A 20,994-nucleotide genomic window follows, 5' to 3' on the forward strand; every position below is an offset into this window, starting at 1 on the left:
CGAAGTCATCGCACGCACCGCCGCTATCATTTGCGGCGACGGGCACGCGAACTGCTGACCATGCCGAGTTAGCGGGTGCTCGTCTCTTTCTTTTTGGTTACAGCGAGTGGTTTCGCATTCGATCGATGAAGTTACGTTTGCCCGCTACTATCTCGCACGCGATAAGAGCGAATCGGCGATGGCGGCACACCCCAACGCCCAAGAACGCTTCTCGCATGCCCCACTACCCAGCCTCAACTCGGCCGAGGCATTCGTGGTATCCCCAATAAAGTGCTATGTCCCTGTTGTGGGATTATAAAGTGCTATGTCCCTGTTGTGGGATTGGTATCCGCTTTGCGACGCTGGCAAGGGTGAATGTCACATGGGCAATAAAAAACCCGCCTGTCGAGAGCAGAGTGCATCTCAACAGACGGGCATGTCTCGCAATACCATCGAAGATGATCGCGAGTGGGGTGGCTGCGCCGAAGCATCAGCCCGCCGACTCAAAACTACGGGTTACCACCCCGTTGGCAAGTACAGCAATAATCCACTTGATCACCTCCTTTCACAATCTTGTTTGACGATTTCAATCCGGGTGCCAACCAGAGAGGATTGAAGATCGTACGGAAAGTTTCGTTGCGACGCGTTATCGCAACACGGCAATCCCCATTATCACTACCTTCATAAGTGAAGGCAAGTAATTCGGAGGACATTTTTTCAGACGATCCGTACCGCAAAATGGTTCGCAAGATTTGGCCGATTTTTAAAAAATCCGAGCCCCCTGCGGACTGGCAGCTTGTCCCAACTCGTCCCAAAACGGGGCAAGCGGTTTTCTATGGTTCGCAGCCCCGCTGGATCAGACGAAAGTCTTGACGACGTTCGTTACAAATGCTTCACACTCGCGTAAGAGGCGATCGCTTCACTGGGACGACACGTGAGCAGAAGCTCGAGCAACTCTGCTGGCGCCTGTAGCGACTTCGAGTCGGCGGCCGCAGCTGCGATACTGCGATAAATCGCGTCACTCCCCATCCGATCAAAGCTCTCGCACCACCCGCCGCGCGGGCGATACCCAAGCCCACCCGCCATCGCAATCTCGACCTCCTCAAGCGTGTGAGCGACACCTTGCCGAAGCAACAGCGCCGACTCGATCCACATCGCCAAGCTCAGTCGGCTCTGCACCTCGTCGTCCAAGAACGCCTTCGTAGTGCGCGAGTATTTCTTTTGGATTTCAACCGCAGCGGGCGACAGCCTCTGGCTACGATGACCGTCCGGATAATCGTAAAACCCGCCGCCACTGTACCGTCCTCCACGCCCCCGTTTGATCATTGCCGGCAACATCGGCGAAGGATCGATCCGTGTCGGAAATGATTGCCAATAAACACGTCCGGCATCAAACATCGTGCGTGAACCGATCAAGTCGATCAATTCCAGCGGCGACATCGGCATCCCATATCGCAACGCCGCTTGCTCAATCTGCTCCGTCGTCGCCCCTTGACTAAGCAGCAACATCGCCTCGTTCAGGTAAGGTGAAAGCATACGATTGACGATAAACCCAGGTGCGTCGGCGACCACCAGCGGCGAACGATCGAGTCGACGAACATGTTCGGTGACCGCCGCTAAATTAGCCGTCACAGTATCAACCGTGGGGATCACCTCCACCGCATCCCGCGATTCCACCGGCATGAAAAAGTGCATGCCGATTAAACGCGAGGGATCCGTAAGCGAGGCAGCAATATCGCCGATACGAAGCGTCGAAGTATTGCTGCAAAAAATCCAATCTTCGCAAAGCTCGCGCTCAACGCGCCGGAAAAAGTCTTGCTTGATCTGCAGACGCTCGACAATGGATTCGATCAGGATCGGATGCGTCTGCACTGCGACGTCATCGCGACGCGTCAAATCAATCATCGCCATATCGGCAACATCAGATCGTGGCTCGGACACATCCCATTCGCTGGGATTCAAGTCCATTTCATCGATGCATCTTTCCAACGCCGCGATAGCCTGGTCAGCAATCGTCACCGACACACCGGCCGTCAAATGAGCACGGACAATCGCGCGTCCTACCACCCCCAATCCGACTAGCAGTGTTTGAGGTCGCGGCATCATCAAAATCCAAAAAGAGGACGAGCGTGTAGACGAGCAGAGAATCCTTCGCCAAACGCTCATTCTGCTGCAAATTCATCTGTTTTGGTAGATGCTGCATTCCTGGTCCAAATCGTTGCCGCCTACGCAAATCTCAAAATTCCGTTTAGATTTATACGTTCAATGAAAACAGTTGGCATCCAAGTTCCCTCCCGCTAAATTTGTGTTTGATGCGATTTACCAAAATGCACGGCGCTGGCAACGACTACGTTTACGTCGATTGCTTTGCCGAAAATCTTGATCACTGCGACATTACCGAATTGGCAAAATCCATTTCGCATCGCCATTTTGGCGTCGGCGGCGACGGGTTAATCCTGATTCGCCCCAGCGAGGTTGCGGACGCGCGAATGCAGATGCTGAATGCCGACGGCAGCGAAAGCGAGATGTGCGGCAACGGCATTCGCTGTGTCGCAAAATATGTGTACGACCATGCGATTGCCCAAAAAGAGAACCTGAAAATCGAATCGGGCGGAAACGTGCTCGATCTATCACTCGCCATCGGCGGTGATGGCAAAGTCGAGGCCGTGACGGTCGACATGGGCGAACCGATCCTCGAAGCGTCCGAAGTCCCCACGTCCATCCTCCAAAGCGGCAAGGTGGTGGAGCATGAAATCGAAATCGATGGCCACAAACTTGCCGTGACCTGTGTTTCAATGGGCAACCCCCACTGCGTGATCTTTGTCCCCGAAGCGACCGACGAACTGGTAGTCGGACTGGGCCCCAAGATCGAAACGGACCCGCGGTTTCCTAAGCGAATCAATGTCGAGTTCGTCGAGGTCGTCTCGAAAGACGAAGTGCGGCAGCGTACATGGGAACGCGGCAGCGGCGAAACCTGGGCTTGCGGGACCGGTGCGTCCGCCGTCTGTGTCGCTGGCGTGTTGACCGGAAAAACGAATCGCAAGGTTTTAAATCATCTGCTCGGCGGTGACCTCACGCTGCAGTGGTCCGAGTCAAGCGGACGCGTGATGATGACCGGCGGTGCCGTCGAAGTCTTTTCCGGAGAGTGGAACGCGTGAATGATGCTGCATTAGCCGGCGAGTCGGTACACGCGATTTCAGTTTCGGAATTAAACGGACACATCAAAGCGGTGATGGAAGGAACTTTTCCATCGCTGTGGGTCGCCGGTGAAATTTCAGACTTGGTTCGCGCACGCAGCGGTCATATCTACTTTACGCTCAAAGATGATGACGCACAGATCCGAGGCGTGCTTTGGCGAAATACCGCGATGCGGATCAAGCATGACCTCGAGGATGGCCAAGCCGTGCTCTGTTTTGGCAACATCGATGTCTATGCAGCACGAGGAACGTACCAGCTAGTCGTTCGCAAGGTCGAACCGCAAGGGTTGGGCTCGCTGCAATTGGCGTTTCAACAATTGCAGAGCAAACTCGAACGCGAAGGCTTGTTTGCTGCCGAGCGAAAACGGCCGCTGCCCTCGCTGCCGCGGCGGATTGGCATCGTGACCAGCCCTTCTGGTGCGGCGGTTCGCGATTTCTTGCAGGCGGCGTCGAACCGTTACCATGGCGCCGATGTGCTCGTGATCCCTGCTTTGGTACAAGGCGAAGGAGCAGCCAAATCAATCGTCGCGGCGATCCGATCCGCGCAACGCATCACGCCGAAACTGGATGTGTTGGTCGTCTCACGCGGCGGCGGTAGCCTCGAAGACCTATGGTGCTTTAACGAAGAACCGGTGGTCCGAGCGGTCGCAGAATCCAGCATCCCAACCGTCTCGGCCGTGGGCCACGAAATCGATGTGACGCTCTGCGATCTCGCTGCGGATCTACGAGCCCTGACGCCAACCGATGCCGCCACTCGGGTGCTGCCCGACGGCATTTCGCTAAAAACAACCGCAGGCAATCTGCGTCAACGTCTCGACCGTTCGATGCGGCAGGTAATTCACGAACGCAAAACAGAGGTTGCATCGCTGATGCAGCGGCCAATCCTACGAAAGCCGATGGAGATCATCCATTTGCGGTCGCGAATGCTTGATGAACTGGACGCACGAGCACGACGCGCGATTACCGCAAATTTGAAAGCGGGGCGCAGCCAGGTGAGTGAACTCGCAGCATCGCTATCGGCACTCTCACCGGTTGCCGTACTCTCACGCGGATACAGCGTTACGCTGGATGCCGACGGTAAAGCGATCACGGATGCGAATTCGCTCCGCCCCGGTGACACACTGCAAACACGGCTTCATAAAGGTCGCGTGGTTTCCAAAGTCGAGTCGGTCCAGGACGCTCAAGACGAGTAGCGAGCGATGCGGGATAGGCTGTCAGCCCAGTCAACGCGGCGAAGACAGACTGGAAGCCTATCCCACAACAGTTACGGCAACCGCTCGAGCACGTTGATCACTCGCATAATATCCGTGGGCAACGGCGCCTCGAACGTCATCGACTTGCCACTTTGCGGATGCTGGAAAGTCAACTTTCGAGCATGCAGCGCTTGGCGGTCCAACAGCACCGTATCTTTGGTGGCATCGTGCGTGCCGGTCAACATGCCCATCGTGACCTCAGCATGTCCGGCGTACAGACGGTCGCAAAGGATCGCAGCGCCGAGGTGGGATAAGTGCACTCGGATTTGATGCGTCCGACCGGTTTTTGGCTTCACACGCACTTGCGTAAATCGACCGTGGCGGCTGATCACTTCGTAGAACGTCGATGCGGGCTTACTCGTCTCGTGATGCTCGCGGATCGCCATTTTGTCCCGTTGATAGGGATGCCGACCAATCGGCATGTCGATGATGTCGCGATCACGATCAATCCGAGCCGCCGTGATCGCAAAATACTCTTTCTCGACTTCGCGATTGGCGAATTGCTCTGACAAGTGAATATGAACGGCATTGGTCTTGGCAACGACAATCACGCCGCTGGTGTCACGATCAAGCCGATGCACGATCCCCGGCCGCGTTGGACCACCGACATCCGACAGCGACTGAAAGCGAAACGCCAACGCGCTGGTCAGAGTGCCAGTCCAGTTTCCACGTGCAGGGTGAACGACCATCCCAGGCGGCTTGTTGACGACCACAAGCCCGTCATCTTCATAGAGCACGTCAAGCGGAATGTTCTCGGGAACCGTGTCGTCGGTTGGCGGCTCAGGCATGCGAAAACGAATTCGCTGGCTCGCTTGGATACGAACACTCGGCCGGACCGTCCGTCCGTCTAACGTCGCCCCTTCGGCCTGAATCGCTTGCGTAATCTGCGTGCGGCTATAACCGTCACAGGCCTGCGTCAAAAAATAGTCGATCCGTTGGCCGTTGGCCGATTCGGGAACGACAATGTCACGAAAGACCTCTTCGCCGATCCGGATCTCAGTTCCAGCGTCGTCGCCATCAAGGTCGTCGCTCGGCACATCCGATTCAGTATCATCAGTGCCGAGAACAATGTCGTCATCAGAAGAGTCTTTGCTCACGAGGCGTCTGACTCAGTCTTTGCTTCGTCCGCAGCAGGAACTTCGTCCGCTTCGCTCACCTCGGGTGCATCGGCAGCTTCCTTCACCTCAGTAACCGGTTCCGGCTTCGCTTCCTCAGCATCCTTGGCCGGAGGATTCAACTCGGTCTGGCCTTCCTCGACAGCCGGTTTCTCGTCAGCCTTTTCTTTCTCGTCAGCAGCCGGCTTTTCTTCGACTGCTGGCTTCTCTTCCGCTGGCGTTTCTTCGACTGCTGGTGTTTCCGTGCCAGCAGACTCGTCGGCAGTGTCCTCTTTAGCGGTGTCCTCTGTGGCTTCTTCCTTCATCTCGGAGTCCGCACTATCGACATCGGCGTCTTCAGGAAGATTCAGCCCGTCGCCGGGCTCTTTATCGCTGGCGCCACCGAGGTCGGGCAGATCCAGATCGGGCATTTCAGGCAACATCGCTCCGCTTGGCAGCGAAGGTGGAGCCGACGGATCGCTTGGCGAAAAATCTTGGTCTTTGAACCAAGTCAAAAAATCTTTGGTGCTTTCTTTCGAGAGAGCGGTAATTCGCTCCTCACACGCTTTGACCATTTCTTCGGATTCGCCGATACGGGCACATTCTTTGTAGGCCGCAATTGCTTTATCCAGATTGCCCAACGCTTCCTCGCTACGAGCAATCCCGAAATTAGCACGCGAGAGCAGCAATTCGTTTTTGCCTTCGGCAATCGCGTTGCGGAACGCCTTGCTCGCGCCTTTCAATTCATCTTCGGCATCCATACGGTTGACGTACAGCGTCCGCGTGCCTTGAGCCAACAGGGCACTACCTTGGTAAAGGTGGGCCCATGCGGCGGCTGGGGTGTTCGGGTACTTTACGCTCACCGAGGCAAGCCCCTCAGGATCTTGCGATCCCGTTTGCTGCATCAACAACTCAAATGTGGCTTGGCTGCGGTCTTCGCTGACTTTACTGCTGTAAATGGCATAGCCGATGCCGCCAATCAGCAACACCGCGACCGCGATTCCAATAGGACGCGAATAGGGTTCGATCGATTGGTTGATTCGCGCGAGATAGTTGGCGAGGATGTTTTCTTGCAATTCGTGTCGGCGTTCGCTTTTCATCACTTCGTCTTATTTGGATTAAATTGACACGTTGAAGGAGGTGTCATTGATTCACTCGGTGCGATGGGCAGAGAGACGCCGTGCGACCGAAGCGCTGAAGTATAGAAATCATAATGAGTTAGCGTCAATAGAGTCACTTCGGCGTAACACCGCCGCTGGATTGCCGATTTGTGGTGCCGCAATGCAATTTTCGGCGTGCCAAACTCGAGTTTGGCGGCATTTTGATGCCAGGTTTCCAAGTTTGCAGCAGAGACGTTCGAATAATGGCGTCTGGAGCCTTGCAGCGTCCACGCGTCAAAATGCACGCTGGTTTTGCCGAACGTTTTGGGTGAATTTCGCTACGAAAAACAAATCCAAGCGGACCAGGAAACAGTCAATCTAGGCCGCATCGGCTGACTGAAAATCGAGCACTTGATCAAGCGATCGGCAGATTCCTTCGATCGCTTGGTCACGCAAACCGACGCGGCGGCCTGCCCAAGCTCGGTTTAACAGCAGTTCCACACCAACATAATGCTCGGCACTAAAATGACTCCTCATTGCCGTGACCAAACTCTCGGTCGTACCGCGGCGAGGATAATTACGACGGACGCGAATCATCGGCGCCGATTCGTACATCTCGTCAATCCAGTCAAGACAAAACGCCATCTCGTCCTCACGCGATGGATCGTACAACAAACCGATGTCGGTGCGACGCTGCCGACCTTCACTCGACGAAGCAAACGAACGAACCGAGACATGGAGGGTGAATCCATGTCGCCGCGAATGTTGCTCAATCGCATTGCGAACTCGATTTCGATATCCTGCGTGCACTTCTTGGATCAGTCGATTGCGATCTTCTGTCGGCCACCGACGAACCTCCGGCGGCATCACACTGCGGTGGCGAGAGGACCGAGTGACGTCAATCAGCGCCGCAGCATATTTGTTCTCGATCAGCGGCGATTGCAACAGCGCCGCCATTCGCCGGGCAACGTAACGCGCCGACGCGTCACCCGGCAATCTGCCTGGTAGTTGCCCCGGTACGAACTTGCTGCTGCACAACTCGGGCCTGCTTTCACAATCCGATGCTCCCTCAATGAGCGGAATCTCGAGGACTGCCGAGCTGGCCACAGAAGCTTCGGCGACAACAGACGCCTCGGTGACAACGGGGGCCTCCGTGACAGCGGCGGCTTCGGTGGCGTCAGCGGTTTCGGCAATGCCGCTGTCTTCGGCGAACCCCGGACCCAATATTCGTTCGGTTGATATCGGTTGACGAACCAGCCAAGGGGGCACTCGATCGCCTCCCGTTTCACAGCTAATCAGTATCGTCATCACGAGAGCCCTAGCAAAAGCATTGGCAGATAAGCCACAACGGCCAGCATCGCTGCATGTTTTCTAAACGTGGGGTGCTTCCTTCCCACCAGCACAATCTTGACTACACAATTCTAGGGGGTGCTGCCAAGAGTGGTAAACGGCCAAGCGGAGCGAGTCGATAAAGTTTGCCCTTTTCCGTAATCCGATCCCTAGTGGCGTTGTCCGATTCAGAAACGCCGAAAAGCGAACCTCTGAAAAAGATTCCTCTTGTCCCCATCGCTGCGAAATCGCTAACAACGACTCAATTGATTCCTGAAATTTTGATTCGTGTACAGAGAAATCGTTCTCATGGGTTCGCCAATAAATGCTAGCTGGCTAAGCGTTGTCGCACTGAGTGCAGTGGCTTGCGTTGCGGATTGGACATCGCTGACGGCGGATGACGGAAGCTTGGCATCGGATCCGTATGTGGTCTTTGTTGCCCAGGACGAAGCGTACGCACGATGCGGCCCCTCGGACGAATTCTACCGAACCGATGCTCTACGTTACGGACAAGAACTGGAAGTCTACGTCGAAACGGCCGACGGTTGGCTCGGAGTCCGTCCCCCAGACGACAGCTTTTGTTGGGTCCCTGCCGATGCAGTCGAAATCGCCGGAGATGGCGATACCGCCGTGGTCACCGAAGACCGCACGGTCGCTTGGATCGGAACGCACCTGGGACGCGCTCGCCAATTCCGCTGGCAAGTCCAACTCGCCGTCGGCGAGCCCGTAACAGTCATCGGAAAAGGCGAACGCGAAGGAGCAGACGGACCGCGATTGTGGTACCGCATCGTTCCTCCCTCAGGCGAATTTCGCTGGGTGCACCAAAGCCAAATTGCCGAAAGCGCCGAACAATTGGTCCAGGCGATCCGAAAAGAAAAAAACACAAACATCGAATTTTTGCCGGGTGGACGATCCGCCCCTCAAGAAACCGTCGCCACCAATGACAACTCGCCCCGATATGCTGATGCCGACGACGAAGACTCGTTCGCGGGACGCGGCACCCTGAGTTCCGAGTCATCGAGCCGGCGTCGCGCACAGAGTGAGTCCGTTGCAATGCAAACGACATCCTCAGATACGCAACCGAGCGATCCCGACGCCTCGCAACCGGTGGCGTTATCGCCGGTTGCAGGCGACTCGCATCCCCAATTGCGCGAAGCCCCACTCGCACGCGACACCCACTTGCCGAGCGAAGCGATTGGCAGCGGCGTTAGCGAACAATGGCGATCGAATCCCGCAGAGCGTCCTTCACGTGAAGCGGCCAACACAGAAACGGTCAGCGAAGCGATGTCCAAACGTGGATTGTTAGCATCGGTCGAATTTATCGGCCGCCCGAGGCTGTCGGATATTGATGCCGGAATACGCCAAATCGGCGGCGGATTGCTCGAACGATCTTCCTCCGGCGGCGATGCACCGAACGCAGCCGCATCCTCCGTCGAAGCAAACTGGGTAGCCGGATCGACACGTGACCGCGCCGAATCGGTACAACAAGTCGCCGACATCCAACCGATGACGTCGACCACCGCCACCCAAACCCCGCGAATGGCTTCGCCGATCCCCGCCTCTCCCGCTCCGTCGACACGTTATGTGTCCGCGGCTGCGATCGCTGCGATCGAAACCGAAGTCCGCACCGCCGACACTGAGCGTTTAAGCCTAATCTTTTCACGACTGATGGCTGCCAGTGCGTCGGCGGCCGAAATGGGCCCCGTTGCCAAAGCGGCGAATCAGATTGCGATTTCGGATCCTGATCCTGTGGTCGCAGGCCGCGCTCGCTTGTTGGCAGAACGAATCCAGAAATATCAAAATGTCGCCCAACGTCGTGATGGCAACGCAGTGATTCAAACCTCGCACGCCCCATCGCTCCCCGCGGCTCCAGCGTCACTTTCGGTCGCATCGACCAGCACACTCCAACCGCAAACTGCGATGCAACCACAAACCGTGCCACCGTTACCCACGATGTCACCGTCGATACAAACACCACCCGGCATCGCAGCAGCCGAAAACGCCTCGCCTGAAACGGACGAATTGACGGCGACGGGCTTCTTGGTTCAAGTCTATTCGGCGCGAAAGGACAGCCCTCCGTTTGCGATCACCGACAGCACCGGTCGCACACTTGCGTATGCAACTCCTACGCCCGGCTTGAACCTGCGAATGCATCTTAATAGCGAAGTTCGCGTGCAAGGCACCCGCAGCTACTTGCAGGGATTGAACACGCCTCACATTCGCGTCGCTCAAGCCATCCGCACGTCAGAATACTAGACCAGTTACCTTACCGTGCGGCGAAACTCGCCAAGTCCTTCGGGCCTTGTGCCAAAGAAAATTGCGACGGTTTTCGGGCACCACGGTGGCGATTCAGAGCACGTCGATCCCGGCGCGCCTTTTAAAGGCTGACAGACAGTGCATCCTGGCGTTTGCCTGGACCGCTAAAACATAGGGTTTGTTGTCGGATATTGGGGTGAGTTTTTCTTCCGGCATATGACGCAGTCACCTCTCCACCGACGAAGTCGGGGGAGAGGTCGAGCACGCCCTTTAGGCGTTGCTCGGGTGAGGGGGCGACCGCGCTATCGGCGAGCAATTCCGGTGCAAACGGCGATCTCGTCGCCATCGACTTGCTCGGTCAGCCCCCCTCACCCGAACGTCGCTGAAGGCTCCGGTCGACCTCTCCCCCAACGAAGTTGGTGGAGAGGTGGCAGAAAGCCAGCGCAACCGAAAATCACGTCAATACCAGAGGTTTAGCAGCCTGGCGTTAGCCCAATGACATCGACTTTGGTGACGACACGGCGCGGGGCCTCACTCGAGGGCCGCGGGTGCTGGACATCCATCTGACGCGGCTAGCGACAACGTCCCGCAGCAACGGATGTTGACGGACGAAACGCTTGGCAAGTTTCGCTACCGACGTCATTCGCTACTGGCTGTTTTGCTGCCGATAGTTTTAATTCTTTTGCAGGCTGAAGCCTCCGCTCGTTTTGCGGCTTGACCGTCCGTGTGCGGATTGCGTATTCGAAGAGCCTGTGCAGCGGTCTGCCTCTTGGAACCTGTCACGAGCCTCTAAAACTATTTGTATGAATCGATCGAAGTGCATTTCGCGACTTATTGCAGCGTATCTGGTCATGGGAGCCCTGATCTTCAAGGCGACTCCATCCCATGCCGAACAAGGCTTTGCGCTTCCAGAAAACGTGCCATTGCCCACTGCAGTTCAAATCCATCTTGATGACGTGGTGGTTCCCGCTAGCTTTACGGAACCGAGTGCTGCACCAGAGGCGAAAGTTGCAACGATCATCAAAAAAGAGACGATCGCGACCGAATTGGCATCGATCGAAGCGGCGACCAATTTGTCGGACGAGGATCGCAAAACCTACACCGAGCGACTGCGCAAAGCGAACGAATGGCTCGACAATCAAGAAGTTGCCAAGAAACGCTTAGCCGAAATCGAAGCGTTTCTGCTGACGCTTCCCCAAGTTCTCGCTGATGCACAGGCCGGCGTGGCGGCCCCCACAGACCCCGAGCCTCCCGTGGTACCAGCCGGAGGCACGATTGCTCAGCTAGAACAACAATTGATCAGCCTGCGGACGCAGATCGAGGCCGAAGAGAAGGAACTGCAACAGAAAGAACGCCAAATCGAGAACCGTACGGTGCGGCTTGGCGAGCTCGCTAAAGAGACCGTGGACCTCGAGAAGCGAATGGGGGATGCGAAAAAGCAAGTCGCATCGCTTGGCACCGAAGAGCTTTCGACTCGCGTGCAATCAATCGAACAACAAGCTCGCGTGCTTTGTCTTGAGCAGCAATTGGTAACGATAAAGGCGGAACGCCGACGACTCGAAGAAGTTGCGCCGCTGTTGCCACTGCAACGAGACCTGATTAACCGCACGCTGAACACCCGAAAAAAGCAGCTCGTTAGCTGGCAGACCGCCGTTGACAAATGGCGAAAAGACGAATCGTTACGACAAGCCGCCGAAGCGCGTCGCGTTGCCGATGAATCGCACCCTGCGCTGAAATCCGCGGCCGAGGTGAATGCCGAGATCGCCGAGTCCCGCATCAAAACGGCGGCTGACATCGAGCGAATTGGCAAGATGATCGAGCAACTGCAAGCCAAAAGCAAACATTACGACGAAGCATTTGAAACGCTGCGGTCCAAGGTAGAACATGCCGGCGCCACCTCGTCGACCGGTTTATTGTTGCAGAAGCAACGAGGTGAATTGCCCAAGCCCGAAGAGTTTGCCAAACGCGTTGCGATCGTGGAAACCGAAATGCCAGCCACGCATTTGCAATTGACGGAATGGAAACAGATGCGGCGCGACGTGTCCGACCCCGATGAAGCCGCCAACTTGATGGTCGAGTCGCTAGCCGCCTCGGTCCGGCAATACGACCATGACAATGTTGTCAGCGTGGTCGCTCGGTTGCTGCGTGATCGCCGTGACTTGCTTGACAATGCCATCGCGGATGAGGAATCGTTGTTACGAAACCTCAACGAACTCGAATTGATCAACCAATCCGTCGAAACTCAAGTCGACGAGTTTCGCCAATTCCTCGACCAACGTGTCCTTTGGATACGCAGCTCCGATGCGATCGCCGCCAAAGATCTCCGGGAAGCCTACAAAGGATTCGCGTCATTGATGGCTCCGTCGAAGTGGATCGAAGTCGCTCAGGTGTTTGCAGGCGACATGCTTCGCCGCCCTGTCATTATGGTGTTCCTAGCGTCATCGTTTCTCTTGTTGTTACTCTTTCATGCTCAAATGCTGGCCGCGGTTCGACGTTTATCACAACCGCCAGAGCCAGGCACCGAAGCAAGTTTTTTGCGGTATGCCGCCGCCTTTGGAATCACCGTCTTTTTATCGGTCCGCTGGCCCCTTCTGCTGCTGGCCGCCGGATGTCGTTTGAGAATGGCGAGCGGGTCCACCGAATGGACCCAGGCCGTAGGTGATGCGTGCGTGACCACGGTGCTATTCCTGTGGGCCTGTTCTATGGTCCGTGAATTGTCACGCCGCGAAGGCGTGGGCGAACGCGTGTTCAAATGGTCGCCAACGGCACTGGCAAAAGTACGCAACGTGGTCGATTTGACCGTGTTTGTCGGCACCCCCGTATTCGCGCTGCTGCAACTAACGCAGTTCAGCGAAGTCGCGGAGATGCGTAGTCTACAGCGTTTACTTTTCATTTCGATCTTGGCCTTTGTAGGACTCCAGATCGGCTGGCTGGTCCGACCGTGGGGCCCGTTCATGCTGTGCCTGCAACGCGAAGATTCCACATCGATGACGTATCGACTGCGGCATCCGATTTGGTTGGCCGTGACGGGAGCCCCGATTGCGTTTGCGATCTTGTCGTTGGTCGGCTACCACTTTTCGGCCTACCATTTGTCAGGCCGATTGGCCGAGACCGGGATCGCCTTGGTTGCGATCATCGTAATGTATTCGCTTGCGATTTGTTGGCTAGAAGTCAATGGTTTCAACCGCGCATTGGCGAAGCAAATCGCCGCAGAAGAGGAACAGGCCAAATCGCTCGAGGTTTTAGCAACCTCCCCCAATTCCGACGACGACGATAGCGAATCCGACACGCTTGCTCCGATCGATTTGCAAGAAACCGTCAACTCCGAATTTTGTGATTTGCTGCGTTGGGGCAGCGTGATGCTGTTGATTTGTGGCGGATGGATCATTTGGTCCGATGTTCTGCCCGCCTTGCGTGTGCTCGACCGCGTCGTGCTGTGGACCAACATCGAAACGATCGCAGAAACCGTTGTCGATCGACAAGGATACCAGTCGGTCGTGATGACCGATCGATCGGTCCCCACCACGCTGACCGATGCGATCGCAGCGATCTTGGTGATCATGGCGACCATGATGATTGGACGCCGACTTCCTAGCGTCTTAGCACTGACCGTGCTGGATCGCTTGCCACTGGAATCGGGGACGCATCAAGCCGTTTCAATCTTAGTCCGTTATGCAGCCACCATTGCCGGCATCCTGTTTGCCTGCCAAGTGATCCGGCTGTCATGGAGCAGCGTTCAGTGGTTAGCCGCCGCGATGACGGTGGGTTTAGGATTCGGTTTACAAGAAATTTTTGCCAACCTAGTCAGCGGCTTGATCATCTTGTTCGAACGACCGATCCGCGTTGGCGATATGGTTACGGTCGGCGATCTGACGGGCAATGTCAGTCGAATGCAAATGCGTGCCACCACGATTACCGATTTCGATCGTCGCGAGATGATTGTGCCGAACAAGAAATTCATTACCGACAATGTGATTAACTGGACGTTGTCGGACCCCATCAGCCGCATCGTATTGCCCGTTGGCGTCGCATTTGGAACCGACGTCGCTCACGTGCAACGAATCCTACTGAAGATCGCCGAGCGGAACCCTTCGGTGATGAAAGAACCCGCACCGAGTACGCTATTTAAAGGGTTTGCCGAAAGCACACTCGATATTCGGCTTCACGTTTTCATTCCCAAACGGGACGTCTATACGGTCGTCCTCAATGAACTGAATTCGGCGATCGTGAGCGAACTACGACGCGCGGGGATCGAAATTGCATTTCCACAGCGTGATCTGCATATCAAATCGGTGCAATCGCTTGCGGCGTTGATGCCTCGCGAACATGAACGAGAGCGAGTGCGTGATCAAAACGCAGCCTAACAATCCAGAATTGACCTGCAGTCTGTTAAATCGGCGAGCAACGCCGAGCGAAAAGAGTTGACGTCGAGTTTTTTTGCTGGCGAATCGCACGGCAAGGAATCCGCATAGAAACGACTGATGGATAGGCAGGTAGGTAGCCTGCATCACGGATGGGAAACGCAGACTGGCAGCCTGCACTACGGATAGGACTTGCAGGCTGGCAGCCTGCGTTACGAGTGAGATTTACAACGTGGTTGGATCATGGATGAAATCGAAGTGGCGACGCACGTTGGCGTCTGTGCTCGCTGCTGCGTTCATCGTGGTGCTGTGCCGAAACCATATCGCTCGCGTCGCTGCGGTCAAAATCGGCAGCTACTGCTTGTCGACATCACTGGAAATTGATTCGATTCAAATCGACTGGGGCTCGCTCTGTGTCACAGGGATCGTGCTGCGTGAACCGCGAATCTCCGCCCCCCCTGAAACTGAAATCACGAACACGGATCCTCAGGTTACGGTCAGCCGCATCGTAGCGGATTGGTCCATTTTCAGCGGACTTCGCAGCGGCGTTTGGGCAAGCCGGGTGGTGGTCGAAGATCCCTGTCTGTATGTGCGGTTTGATCGCGACGGCACCCTGATATCGCAGTTTCCGCAAAGCCAAGGCTCGTCAAGCGAATCGAGCGGCAAAATCCCACTTGGACAACTTTCGGTTCGGGGGGCGAAATTGGTCGTCCACCAAATCGGACGTGAATCCCTCACCGTGGCCGATGTCCAGTTGCAAGCCGCGTTTGCTGATTCGATTCAACTGCGCACCCTAATCCCCGATCTGTTCGGGGGCAGCATTGATGTCCGAACTCGGATCCATTCCACGTCGTTTGCCGGATCAACAAGCATCGTGGTCGACGACGTTCAGTTTGACACTGCCAAACTGCTACACCTGCCCCTGGTTCCCGAAACGATTAATCAGCACCGAATCGCCTCCAGCGGATCGTTGCAGATCTCCTGCGATCATCCGGCTGGTCTCGGTCTTAACGCGTTTTCGTTGTCGATAAAAGGAACCCTATCCAACCTCCATTCGCAACCGCTTGGCAAGATCGCAGAACGGTTTGAATTGCAGGGTGCACTGCGTGATGGCAACCTCCGGATCAAAGCCAGCGGTGATCCGCTCGACGGACTGGCCCAAATCGAACTGCACGCCAAAATTCATCCGAATTTCGCGACGGCGACCCTTCGTAGCAACCTGATTGATTGCGATTGGAAACGTCTCTCCACCGTCTTTCCCCATCTCCCTCCCTTCATGTTGGCCTGCCAATCGACCAGTGACGTTTCGCTGCAGTGGCGAAGCGATCACTTCGCTTTCCAAGGCAAAATTTCCGGCACGGCGTCCGATTTAGAGCTCGATGGTATTCCAGTTGCGGATTTCCACGCGGATGCCGAAACCCGCGGCTCGATCGATCCCAACCATCTCGAATCGCTGGCCGGAACCGTCACCGCATCCATCTCGTGCGACGGAGTCGATCTGAATCAAATTGGCGAACGATTTGGGGTGCCGGAGATGAACGGAAACGTGCAACTCTCCGGTTCGTTGAATTCCGATCTACAACAACTTGCATCACGAAGTGGGTTCGCGGCTGATGTCATCGTCAACACACGCGGTGTAACCGCACACGGCGTCACCATGGATGACGCTGAATTCAGGTTAGACATCGCCGACGGAACCGCAATGTTACACACTTCCGACGTGGTCCTCCGCGATCAACCGGGACGTCCGTTGTTACACTCGGTCGCCTCCGTTAAGGTACCGCTAGACAGCCACGCTGAAATTCAGTCGCGTGTGACAGTTTCGGTCACTCCATCAGACTCGGTTCCCACGCTGTTGGGAATGCCGATGACGCCACTGCAAGGCAATCTGTTGTCCGAGATCAACGCAACGTGTCGCGTCCAGGACGCTGCCGAGCCCGCAGCTTGGACGGCGAGCGGACATTTGCGTGGACGAGATTTAATGATCGCGAGTGAATCGATCGACGATTTCGACATCAATCCAACATTGCGTGCAGGCGAGATTTCGGTTCCACAATTTGCATTACGCTGGCGAGACAACCTTTGCAAGTTATCGGCCCACGGCAGTGTTGGCGATTCGATCTCAGTGACCGGAGCGATCCAGTCGAACACGGTCCGTGTCGAGGATTTAGCCGAACTCGTTTCACGATTTTCGGGTAGTCCGTTGCGCGCATCGGGCAACGCAACGGTGGGAGGTCATTTTCAGCTCTGCAGCTCACCGCTACAGTTTGTCGCCAGCGGCGATGCGAACATTCAAAATGCCCGTTACGCCGGAAAAAGGGTGGGGACGGCTCAACTGCGATGGAACGCCGACCCCACCTCGTTTGTTTTAACCAGTTCGTCCAACGATCTTTTAGGCGGACAGTACCAAGTGACCGCGACGGCGCGTGATTTGGACTGGACGAACACCATCGTCGAAGGCCAATTCCAGAATATTCAGGCGTCACGATTGGTCGCGTGCAGCGGCATTTCTCTGCCCTCGAGCGGCACGCTCAGTGGTGGGCTGCGAGTCACCTCGATCGCCAACCTTGAATCGTTACGCGGCGATGCTTGGCTGCAAAGCAAGAATCTATCGCTGAAACGATTGCCGCTGGACATTCGCCAAGCCGCCATCAAGGTCGACGCTGGCGTTGTCTCGGTGCACAGTGAAGGGGTTTTAGCTTCCGGTCGCTATGCAGCCGTTGGCAATACCGAACTGGCTCGGCTTGTTCGCTTTTTTGAACCGGAAGCAGCTCGTCCGTTGGCACAGATCCCACTCACCTTCGAAGCCAAACTTTCGGAACTGGCGGTGCATCGTGTGATCGCCGCCTTGGACCTGCCTCGCGAAACACGTCGACTCCGAGCCACGATCTCGGGTGACTGCGTTCGCACGCCTGCGATGTTCGACGGCAGCCGATTTTGCAGCCTGAATGGCTCGCTAGAAAAGGTGCGATGGGACCGCAGTCTCGTGTCGGATCGCGTTGCGGTAACCATGGCGGTTCATCCAAGCCGAATCGAGCTTGAAAATCTCAGCGGTCACTTCGCCGATGGACGTTTGTCGGGCAAAGCGAGCGTTGATTTTTCCTCCACGCCGGTGGGACGGTTTGATTTGTCGGCCAACCGAGTCAATCTGCGACGCGCCACGGCGCCGTTTCTATCCGCTGACATGTCGGGCATCGCGAATGTGCAAGTCAGCGGTCGCATCGGTCCCGTCATTTCCGGACGCGCCGATGTATCGGTCGACCACGCGGTGATGTCAGGACTCGTCGTTCGCGAAGCCCGATTCCCGGTTGACTGGTCTTACTCTCAAGCATCGCAAATCGCGCGTTGGCAATGTCGTGCGGGCGTCGTGGGTGTCGGAGGTGGACGCGTCCACATTGCGTCGGAAGGCAATTTTGACCGCAGCCTTTCGATGGCGACATCGATGCGGATCGAACGTGTCGACACCTCGAAATTGTTACAGGGATCCTCGTCCGGCGCAGGCGTGATCGACGGAAATGTGACCCTGAACGCCAAACGGGCTCGCGATCCGAAAAACGTGGTGGGTCGGTTCGACTTGGAAATGTCGAACATCAATGCATTGGAATTGCCGGTGATGGACGAATTGTCGTCGCTGGTGCGATTGGCTCCCTCGCGTCCCGGAAACGGGCAAGACGGTGGCTATGTCTACGGCCGAATTGCCGGCGGATTGGTCCATGTCGAGGAACTTGCAATCTCGCAAAGCACGGTGCAGGTATTGATGTCCGGCAGCGCGACGATGGACGGGCGTTTGGATTTTGACGTGACCGCCAGCACGGAATCAAACGGCCCCGCCGACCAGCTTTTAGAGATGGCCGATTCGCCGATCATGATGGCCACCGCGGCTCCCATCGCAATGGTTGCCAAAGCCAATGAATTACTCAAAGACCGTGTGGTTCATGTGCATGTCGGAGGAACATCGGCGCGTCCCACGCTGCGTCTGCAACCGGGAAAACAATTGAGTCAAGACGCGGTGCGATTCTTTCTCTCTAGCAGTCTAGGGGCGAACGTTGCTCAAGCTGTCGGTCCGCAAAATCGTCCCTCACGAAGATAACACAACGTCCGCCGAACTCGCCGAGACGACATCACCGCACACGTTTTAACTGACAAGGATTAATCAATGAAAATAGAACACTTCTCGGTAAACGCCAGCAAAACACGCTCGTTCCCAGGCTCTCGCCTAGCAACGCACTGCGTTCCGGACTCGCGTTCTGTCTTTTCCCGCTCTGTCCTTTCTCGCTTGGCAGGCAGGGGGCTACATTTCCGTGGCTTCGCAGGCGGCAACCGAAGAACCAGTGGTGGCGATTACCGAGCAGTGTCGAAATCCAAACCGCTTGTTTTTCATTCGGTGGGAAGTGCTGCTGCGATCGTGTTGCTTGCGTTGCCGCTGCTGTGCTGTCAATCGGGTTGCCGTACGGCGGCATCGATGGGGTTGCCGGTGTCCGCGGGTTCGCACACGTTGATGTCCGACGTAGCGGAGATTCGCGAAGCGGTCGGCCACCAAGGCAACGTGGCAACCGAATTAGCCAAGTTAACACTGCCGGCTCACCGTGTCGAAGCAGGCGATGTGTTGGTGATCGAACCCAACGACTTTGATTCACCGGTCCGCTTATCGAGCGATCAAACGGTCCAGCAAGATGGTACGATCGAACTTGGCTCGTATGGACGAATGCAAGTCGCCGGCATGTCGGTCGAAGAGATCCAACGCCAAGTCCAAGGGTTGGTGGCACACCACGAAACACAAAAACGTCAAACTCGGATCGCTCTGGCATCGCATCGTGGCGACGCCGACGAGAATGAACTCGACACGATCGACTATGGCGTCACGGTGCGATTGGTCAACAAAGAGAGTGGGCTGTTTTATGTGATGGGTGAAGTCAATGCGCCTGGATCCTACCCGCTTGTTGGTCACGAAACGGTACTTGATGCGATCATCGCCGCTGGAGGACTTTCGGATCGCTGCAACGATCACAAAATCATCCTCACGCGGCCTCAACTGCCAGGTCAACCGCGGCTGATCTTGCCTGTCTGCTACCAACAAATCTTGCAGCTCGGCGATGTCGCAACCAATTACCAATTGATGCCCGGTGACCGCATTTACGTCCCCAGCATGACGCTTTGGGAAGACGTTAAACAGAGCGTCCGCTGGAACGGTGACAAAAGCTGTCCGCAGTGCCGTGAATATTCGCTGGAACAATAAAAGAAAGCACCAGCAATATCTTCCGTTGTGCGGACGACTTCGCGGAGCCCCAATACGCAATTCCCAAGGTGGATTGCGGTTTAGTTTTCATCCGTAATGACCGCCAACCGTTTTACGATTCGTCGACGGGCGGATCACTGGCTTCGGTGACTTGAATGTTCGTGGCGAGATGTTCGTGCGCGGTTCGCTGCACGTCATCGCCTGCGATCTGTTTTTCGTGCCGTCGGGCCGATTTTGGGTTGGCCAACCTGCCGATATGCACCACCGGTTCACCGGGCTGCACCGCGGGTAGCGTCGTCATCCCAATCACCACTCCCGAAAACGGAGCTTCCAAGCGGTTTTGATCTTCCGCTAATAAGTTGCTGTTGGTTGCAATTGCTTGCCCCTTGACCACGGTATCCCCGGGAGCGACATGCATCGACATGAAACCACCTCGTTCGGCCCGCAACCAGCGAGTCTCGCGAATGATCGCCTGAGTGTCCGGAATATCCGGTTTGCCCGGCATCATGTCGAGTTCTTTCAGACAATTAAAGATGCCGCGGGTCATACAATCGGCGACGGACGATTCCACCTTCCACACCTCGCCTCCTTCGATGATGATCGTGGGACATCCCGCCTTGGTCGCTTCGCGTCGCAGCGAGCCTTTGGGGCCTTTGCCTTGCAAAATAATTCCCGCGCCAAAAGCTTCTGCCAGTCGAAGACAATCAGGATTCGACAGATCGGCACGGACGTTGGGGAAATTCGTGCGACGCACCGCAGCGGTGTGCAAGTCGATACCGTAGTCACACTTCTTGATCAACGAATCGAAAATTACTTTCGCCAATCGTGACGCCATGCTCCCGCCACTGGTGCCTGGGAAACAGCGATTCAGATCACGACGATCGGGCAAATAACGCGAATGCCGCTCGAATCCAAGCACGTTCAAAACGGGAATCAACAGCAACGTGCCGGACTGTAGCACCCAAGTGGGATCGGCCAGCAACGTTCGAATCGCTCCGGTGCCGTTGAGTTCGTCTCCGTGCAGCGCCGCGGTCACGAACACCGTCGGCCCCGGCGAAATCCCACGCCGAATTTGAATCGGAATCACGACGCTGCGACTGCTGTAGCTTTCAGTCACCTCAAATTCAGTGTTGGCGGATTTGCCGGGCGCAATGTCGCAACCAAACCAGTGATGGTCAGAAGTAGTCAT

At 56.1% G+C, this 20,994-nt stretch carries 11 protein-coding genes; 6 read left to right on the forward strand and 5 right to left on the reverse strand.

The genetic code is table 11. The annotated features are described in order from the left end of the window. Window positions 1–861 precede the first annotated feature (861 nt). Complete coding sequence (locus ABD971_RS30290) at window positions 862–2,082, reverse strand: 3-hydroxyacyl-CoA dehydrogenase family protein (protein WP_345327422.1); 1,221 nt, start codon at window positions 2,080–2,082, stop codon at window positions 862–864. A gap of 209 nt (window positions 2,083–2,291) precedes the next feature. Here ABD971_RS30290 and dapF point away from each other — a divergent pair, with 209 nt between their 5' ends. Together dapF and xseA are read left to right on the forward strand one after the other, a co-directional pair. Further along, entirely contained in the window at window positions 2,292–3,137 is an 846-nt protein-coding gene (gene dapF, locus ABD971_RS30295; protein ID WP_345327423.1) for a diaminopimelate epimerase, read from the forward strand. Beyond that, window positions 3,134–4,369, forward strand: coding sequence for an exodeoxyribonuclease VII large subunit (xseA, locus tag ABD971_RS30300; protein ID WP_345327424.1), 1,236 nt, complete (start codon window positions 3,134–3,136; stop codon window positions 4,367–4,369). The genes dapF and xseA overlap by 4 nt, the downstream gene beginning before the upstream one ends. A 71-nt stretch (window positions 4,370–4,440) precedes the next feature. Here xseA and ABD971_RS30305 read toward each other — a convergent pair whose 3' ends face one another. From ABD971_RS30305 to ABD971_RS30315, 3 genes are all read right to left on the reverse strand, one after another. Beyond that, window positions 4,441–5,526: an RluA family pseudouridine synthase gene (locus tag ABD971_RS30305; protein WP_425571395.1), complete on the reverse strand. Its 1,086-nt coding sequence runs from the start codon at window positions 5,524–5,526 to the stop codon at window positions 4,441–4,443. Continuing rightward, window positions 5,523–6,623, reverse strand: a complete 1,101-nt coding sequence (locus tag ABD971_RS30310) for a YfgM family protein (protein ID WP_345327425.1) — start codon at window positions 6,621–6,623, stop codon at window positions 5,523–5,525. The genes ABD971_RS30305 and ABD971_RS30310 overlap by 4 nt, the downstream gene beginning before the upstream one ends. Window positions 6,624–7,001: 378 nt before the next feature. Next, window positions 7,002–7,931: an N-formylglutamate amidohydrolase gene (locus tag ABD971_RS30315; RefSeq protein WP_345327426.1), complete on the reverse strand. Its 930-nt coding sequence runs from the start codon at window positions 7,929–7,931 to the stop codon at window positions 7,002–7,004. 330 nt (window positions 7,932–8,261) lie between these two features. Between ABD971_RS30315 and ABD971_RS30320 the strand changes: the two genes are divergently transcribed. The 4 genes from ABD971_RS30320 (at window position 8,262) to ABD971_RS30335 (ending at window position 19,805) form a co-directional block, all read left to right on the forward strand. Further along, window positions 8,262–10,208: an SH3 domain-containing protein gene (locus tag ABD971_RS30320; RefSeq protein WP_345327427.1), complete on the forward strand. Its 1,947-nt coding sequence runs from the start codon at window positions 8,262–8,264 to the stop codon at window positions 10,206–10,208. Window positions 10,209–11,011: 803 nt separating this feature from the next. Further along, entirely contained in the window at window positions 11,012–14,572 is a 3,561-nt protein-coding gene (locus tag ABD971_RS30325; protein WP_345327428.1) for a mechanosensitive ion channel domain-containing protein, read from the forward strand. Window positions 14,573–14,816: 244 nt separating this feature from the next. After that, window positions 14,817–18,659: a hypothetical protein gene (locus ABD971_RS30330; RefSeq protein ID WP_345327429.1), complete on the forward strand. Its 3,843-nt coding sequence runs from the start codon at window positions 14,817–14,819 to the stop codon at window positions 18,657–18,659. A gap of 261 nt (window positions 18,660–18,920) precedes the next feature. Next, window positions 18,921–19,805: a polysaccharide biosynthesis/export family protein gene (locus tag ABD971_RS30335; protein ID WP_345327430.1), complete on the forward strand. Its 885-nt coding sequence runs from the start codon at window positions 18,921–18,923 to the stop codon at window positions 19,803–19,805. Between the two features lie 112 nt (window positions 19,806–19,917). Here the strand turns inward: ABD971_RS30335 and ABD971_RS30340 are convergent, their stop codons facing one another. Then, window positions 19,918–20,994, reverse strand: a complete 1,077-nt coding sequence (locus tag ABD971_RS30340; protein WP_339945756.1) for a succinylglutamate desuccinylase/aspartoacylase family protein — start codon at window positions 20,992–20,994, stop codon at window positions 19,918–19,920.

The sequence above is a fragment of the Novipirellula rosea genome, from assembly GCF_039541335.1.
GTDB lineage: Bacteria > Planctomycetota > Planctomycetia > Pirellulales > Pirellulaceae > Novipirellula > Novipirellula rosea.

What these genes read in the sequence shown, in the direction of transcription:
- ABD971_RS30330 (WP_345327429.1), top strand. Translation starts at nt 14,817, where the DNA reads ATGAAATCGAAGTGGCGACGCACGTTGGCGTCTGTGCTCGCTGCTGCG.
- dapF (WP_345327423.1), top strand. Translation starts at nt 2,292, where the DNA reads ATGCGATTTACCAAAATGCACGGCGCTGGCAACGACTACGTTTACGTC.
- ABD971_RS30290 (WP_345327422.1), bottom strand. Translation starts at nt 2,082, where the DNA reads ATGCCGCGACCTCAAACACTGCTAGTCGGATTGGGGGTGGTAGGACGC.
- ABD971_RS30320 (WP_345327427.1), top strand. Translation starts at nt 8,262, where the DNA reads ATGGGTTCGCCAATAAATGCTAGCTGGCTAAGCGTTGTCGCACTGAGT.
- ABD971_RS30325 (WP_345327428.1), top strand. Translation starts at nt 11,012, where the DNA reads ATGAATCGATCGAAGTGCATTTCGCGACTTATTGCAGCGTATCTGGTC.
- ABD971_RS30315 (WP_345327426.1), bottom strand. Translation starts at nt 7,931, where the DNA reads ATGACGATACTGATTAGCTGTGAAACGGGAGGCGATCGAGTGCCCCCT.
- ABD971_RS30340 (WP_339945756.1), bottom strand. Translation starts at nt 20,994, where the DNA reads ATGACTACTTCTGACCATCACTGGTTTGGTTGCGACATTGCGCCCGGC.
- ABD971_RS30310 (WP_345327425.1), bottom strand. Translation starts at nt 6,623, where the DNA reads ATGAAAAGCGAACGCCGACACGAATTGCAAGAAAACATCCTCGCCAAC.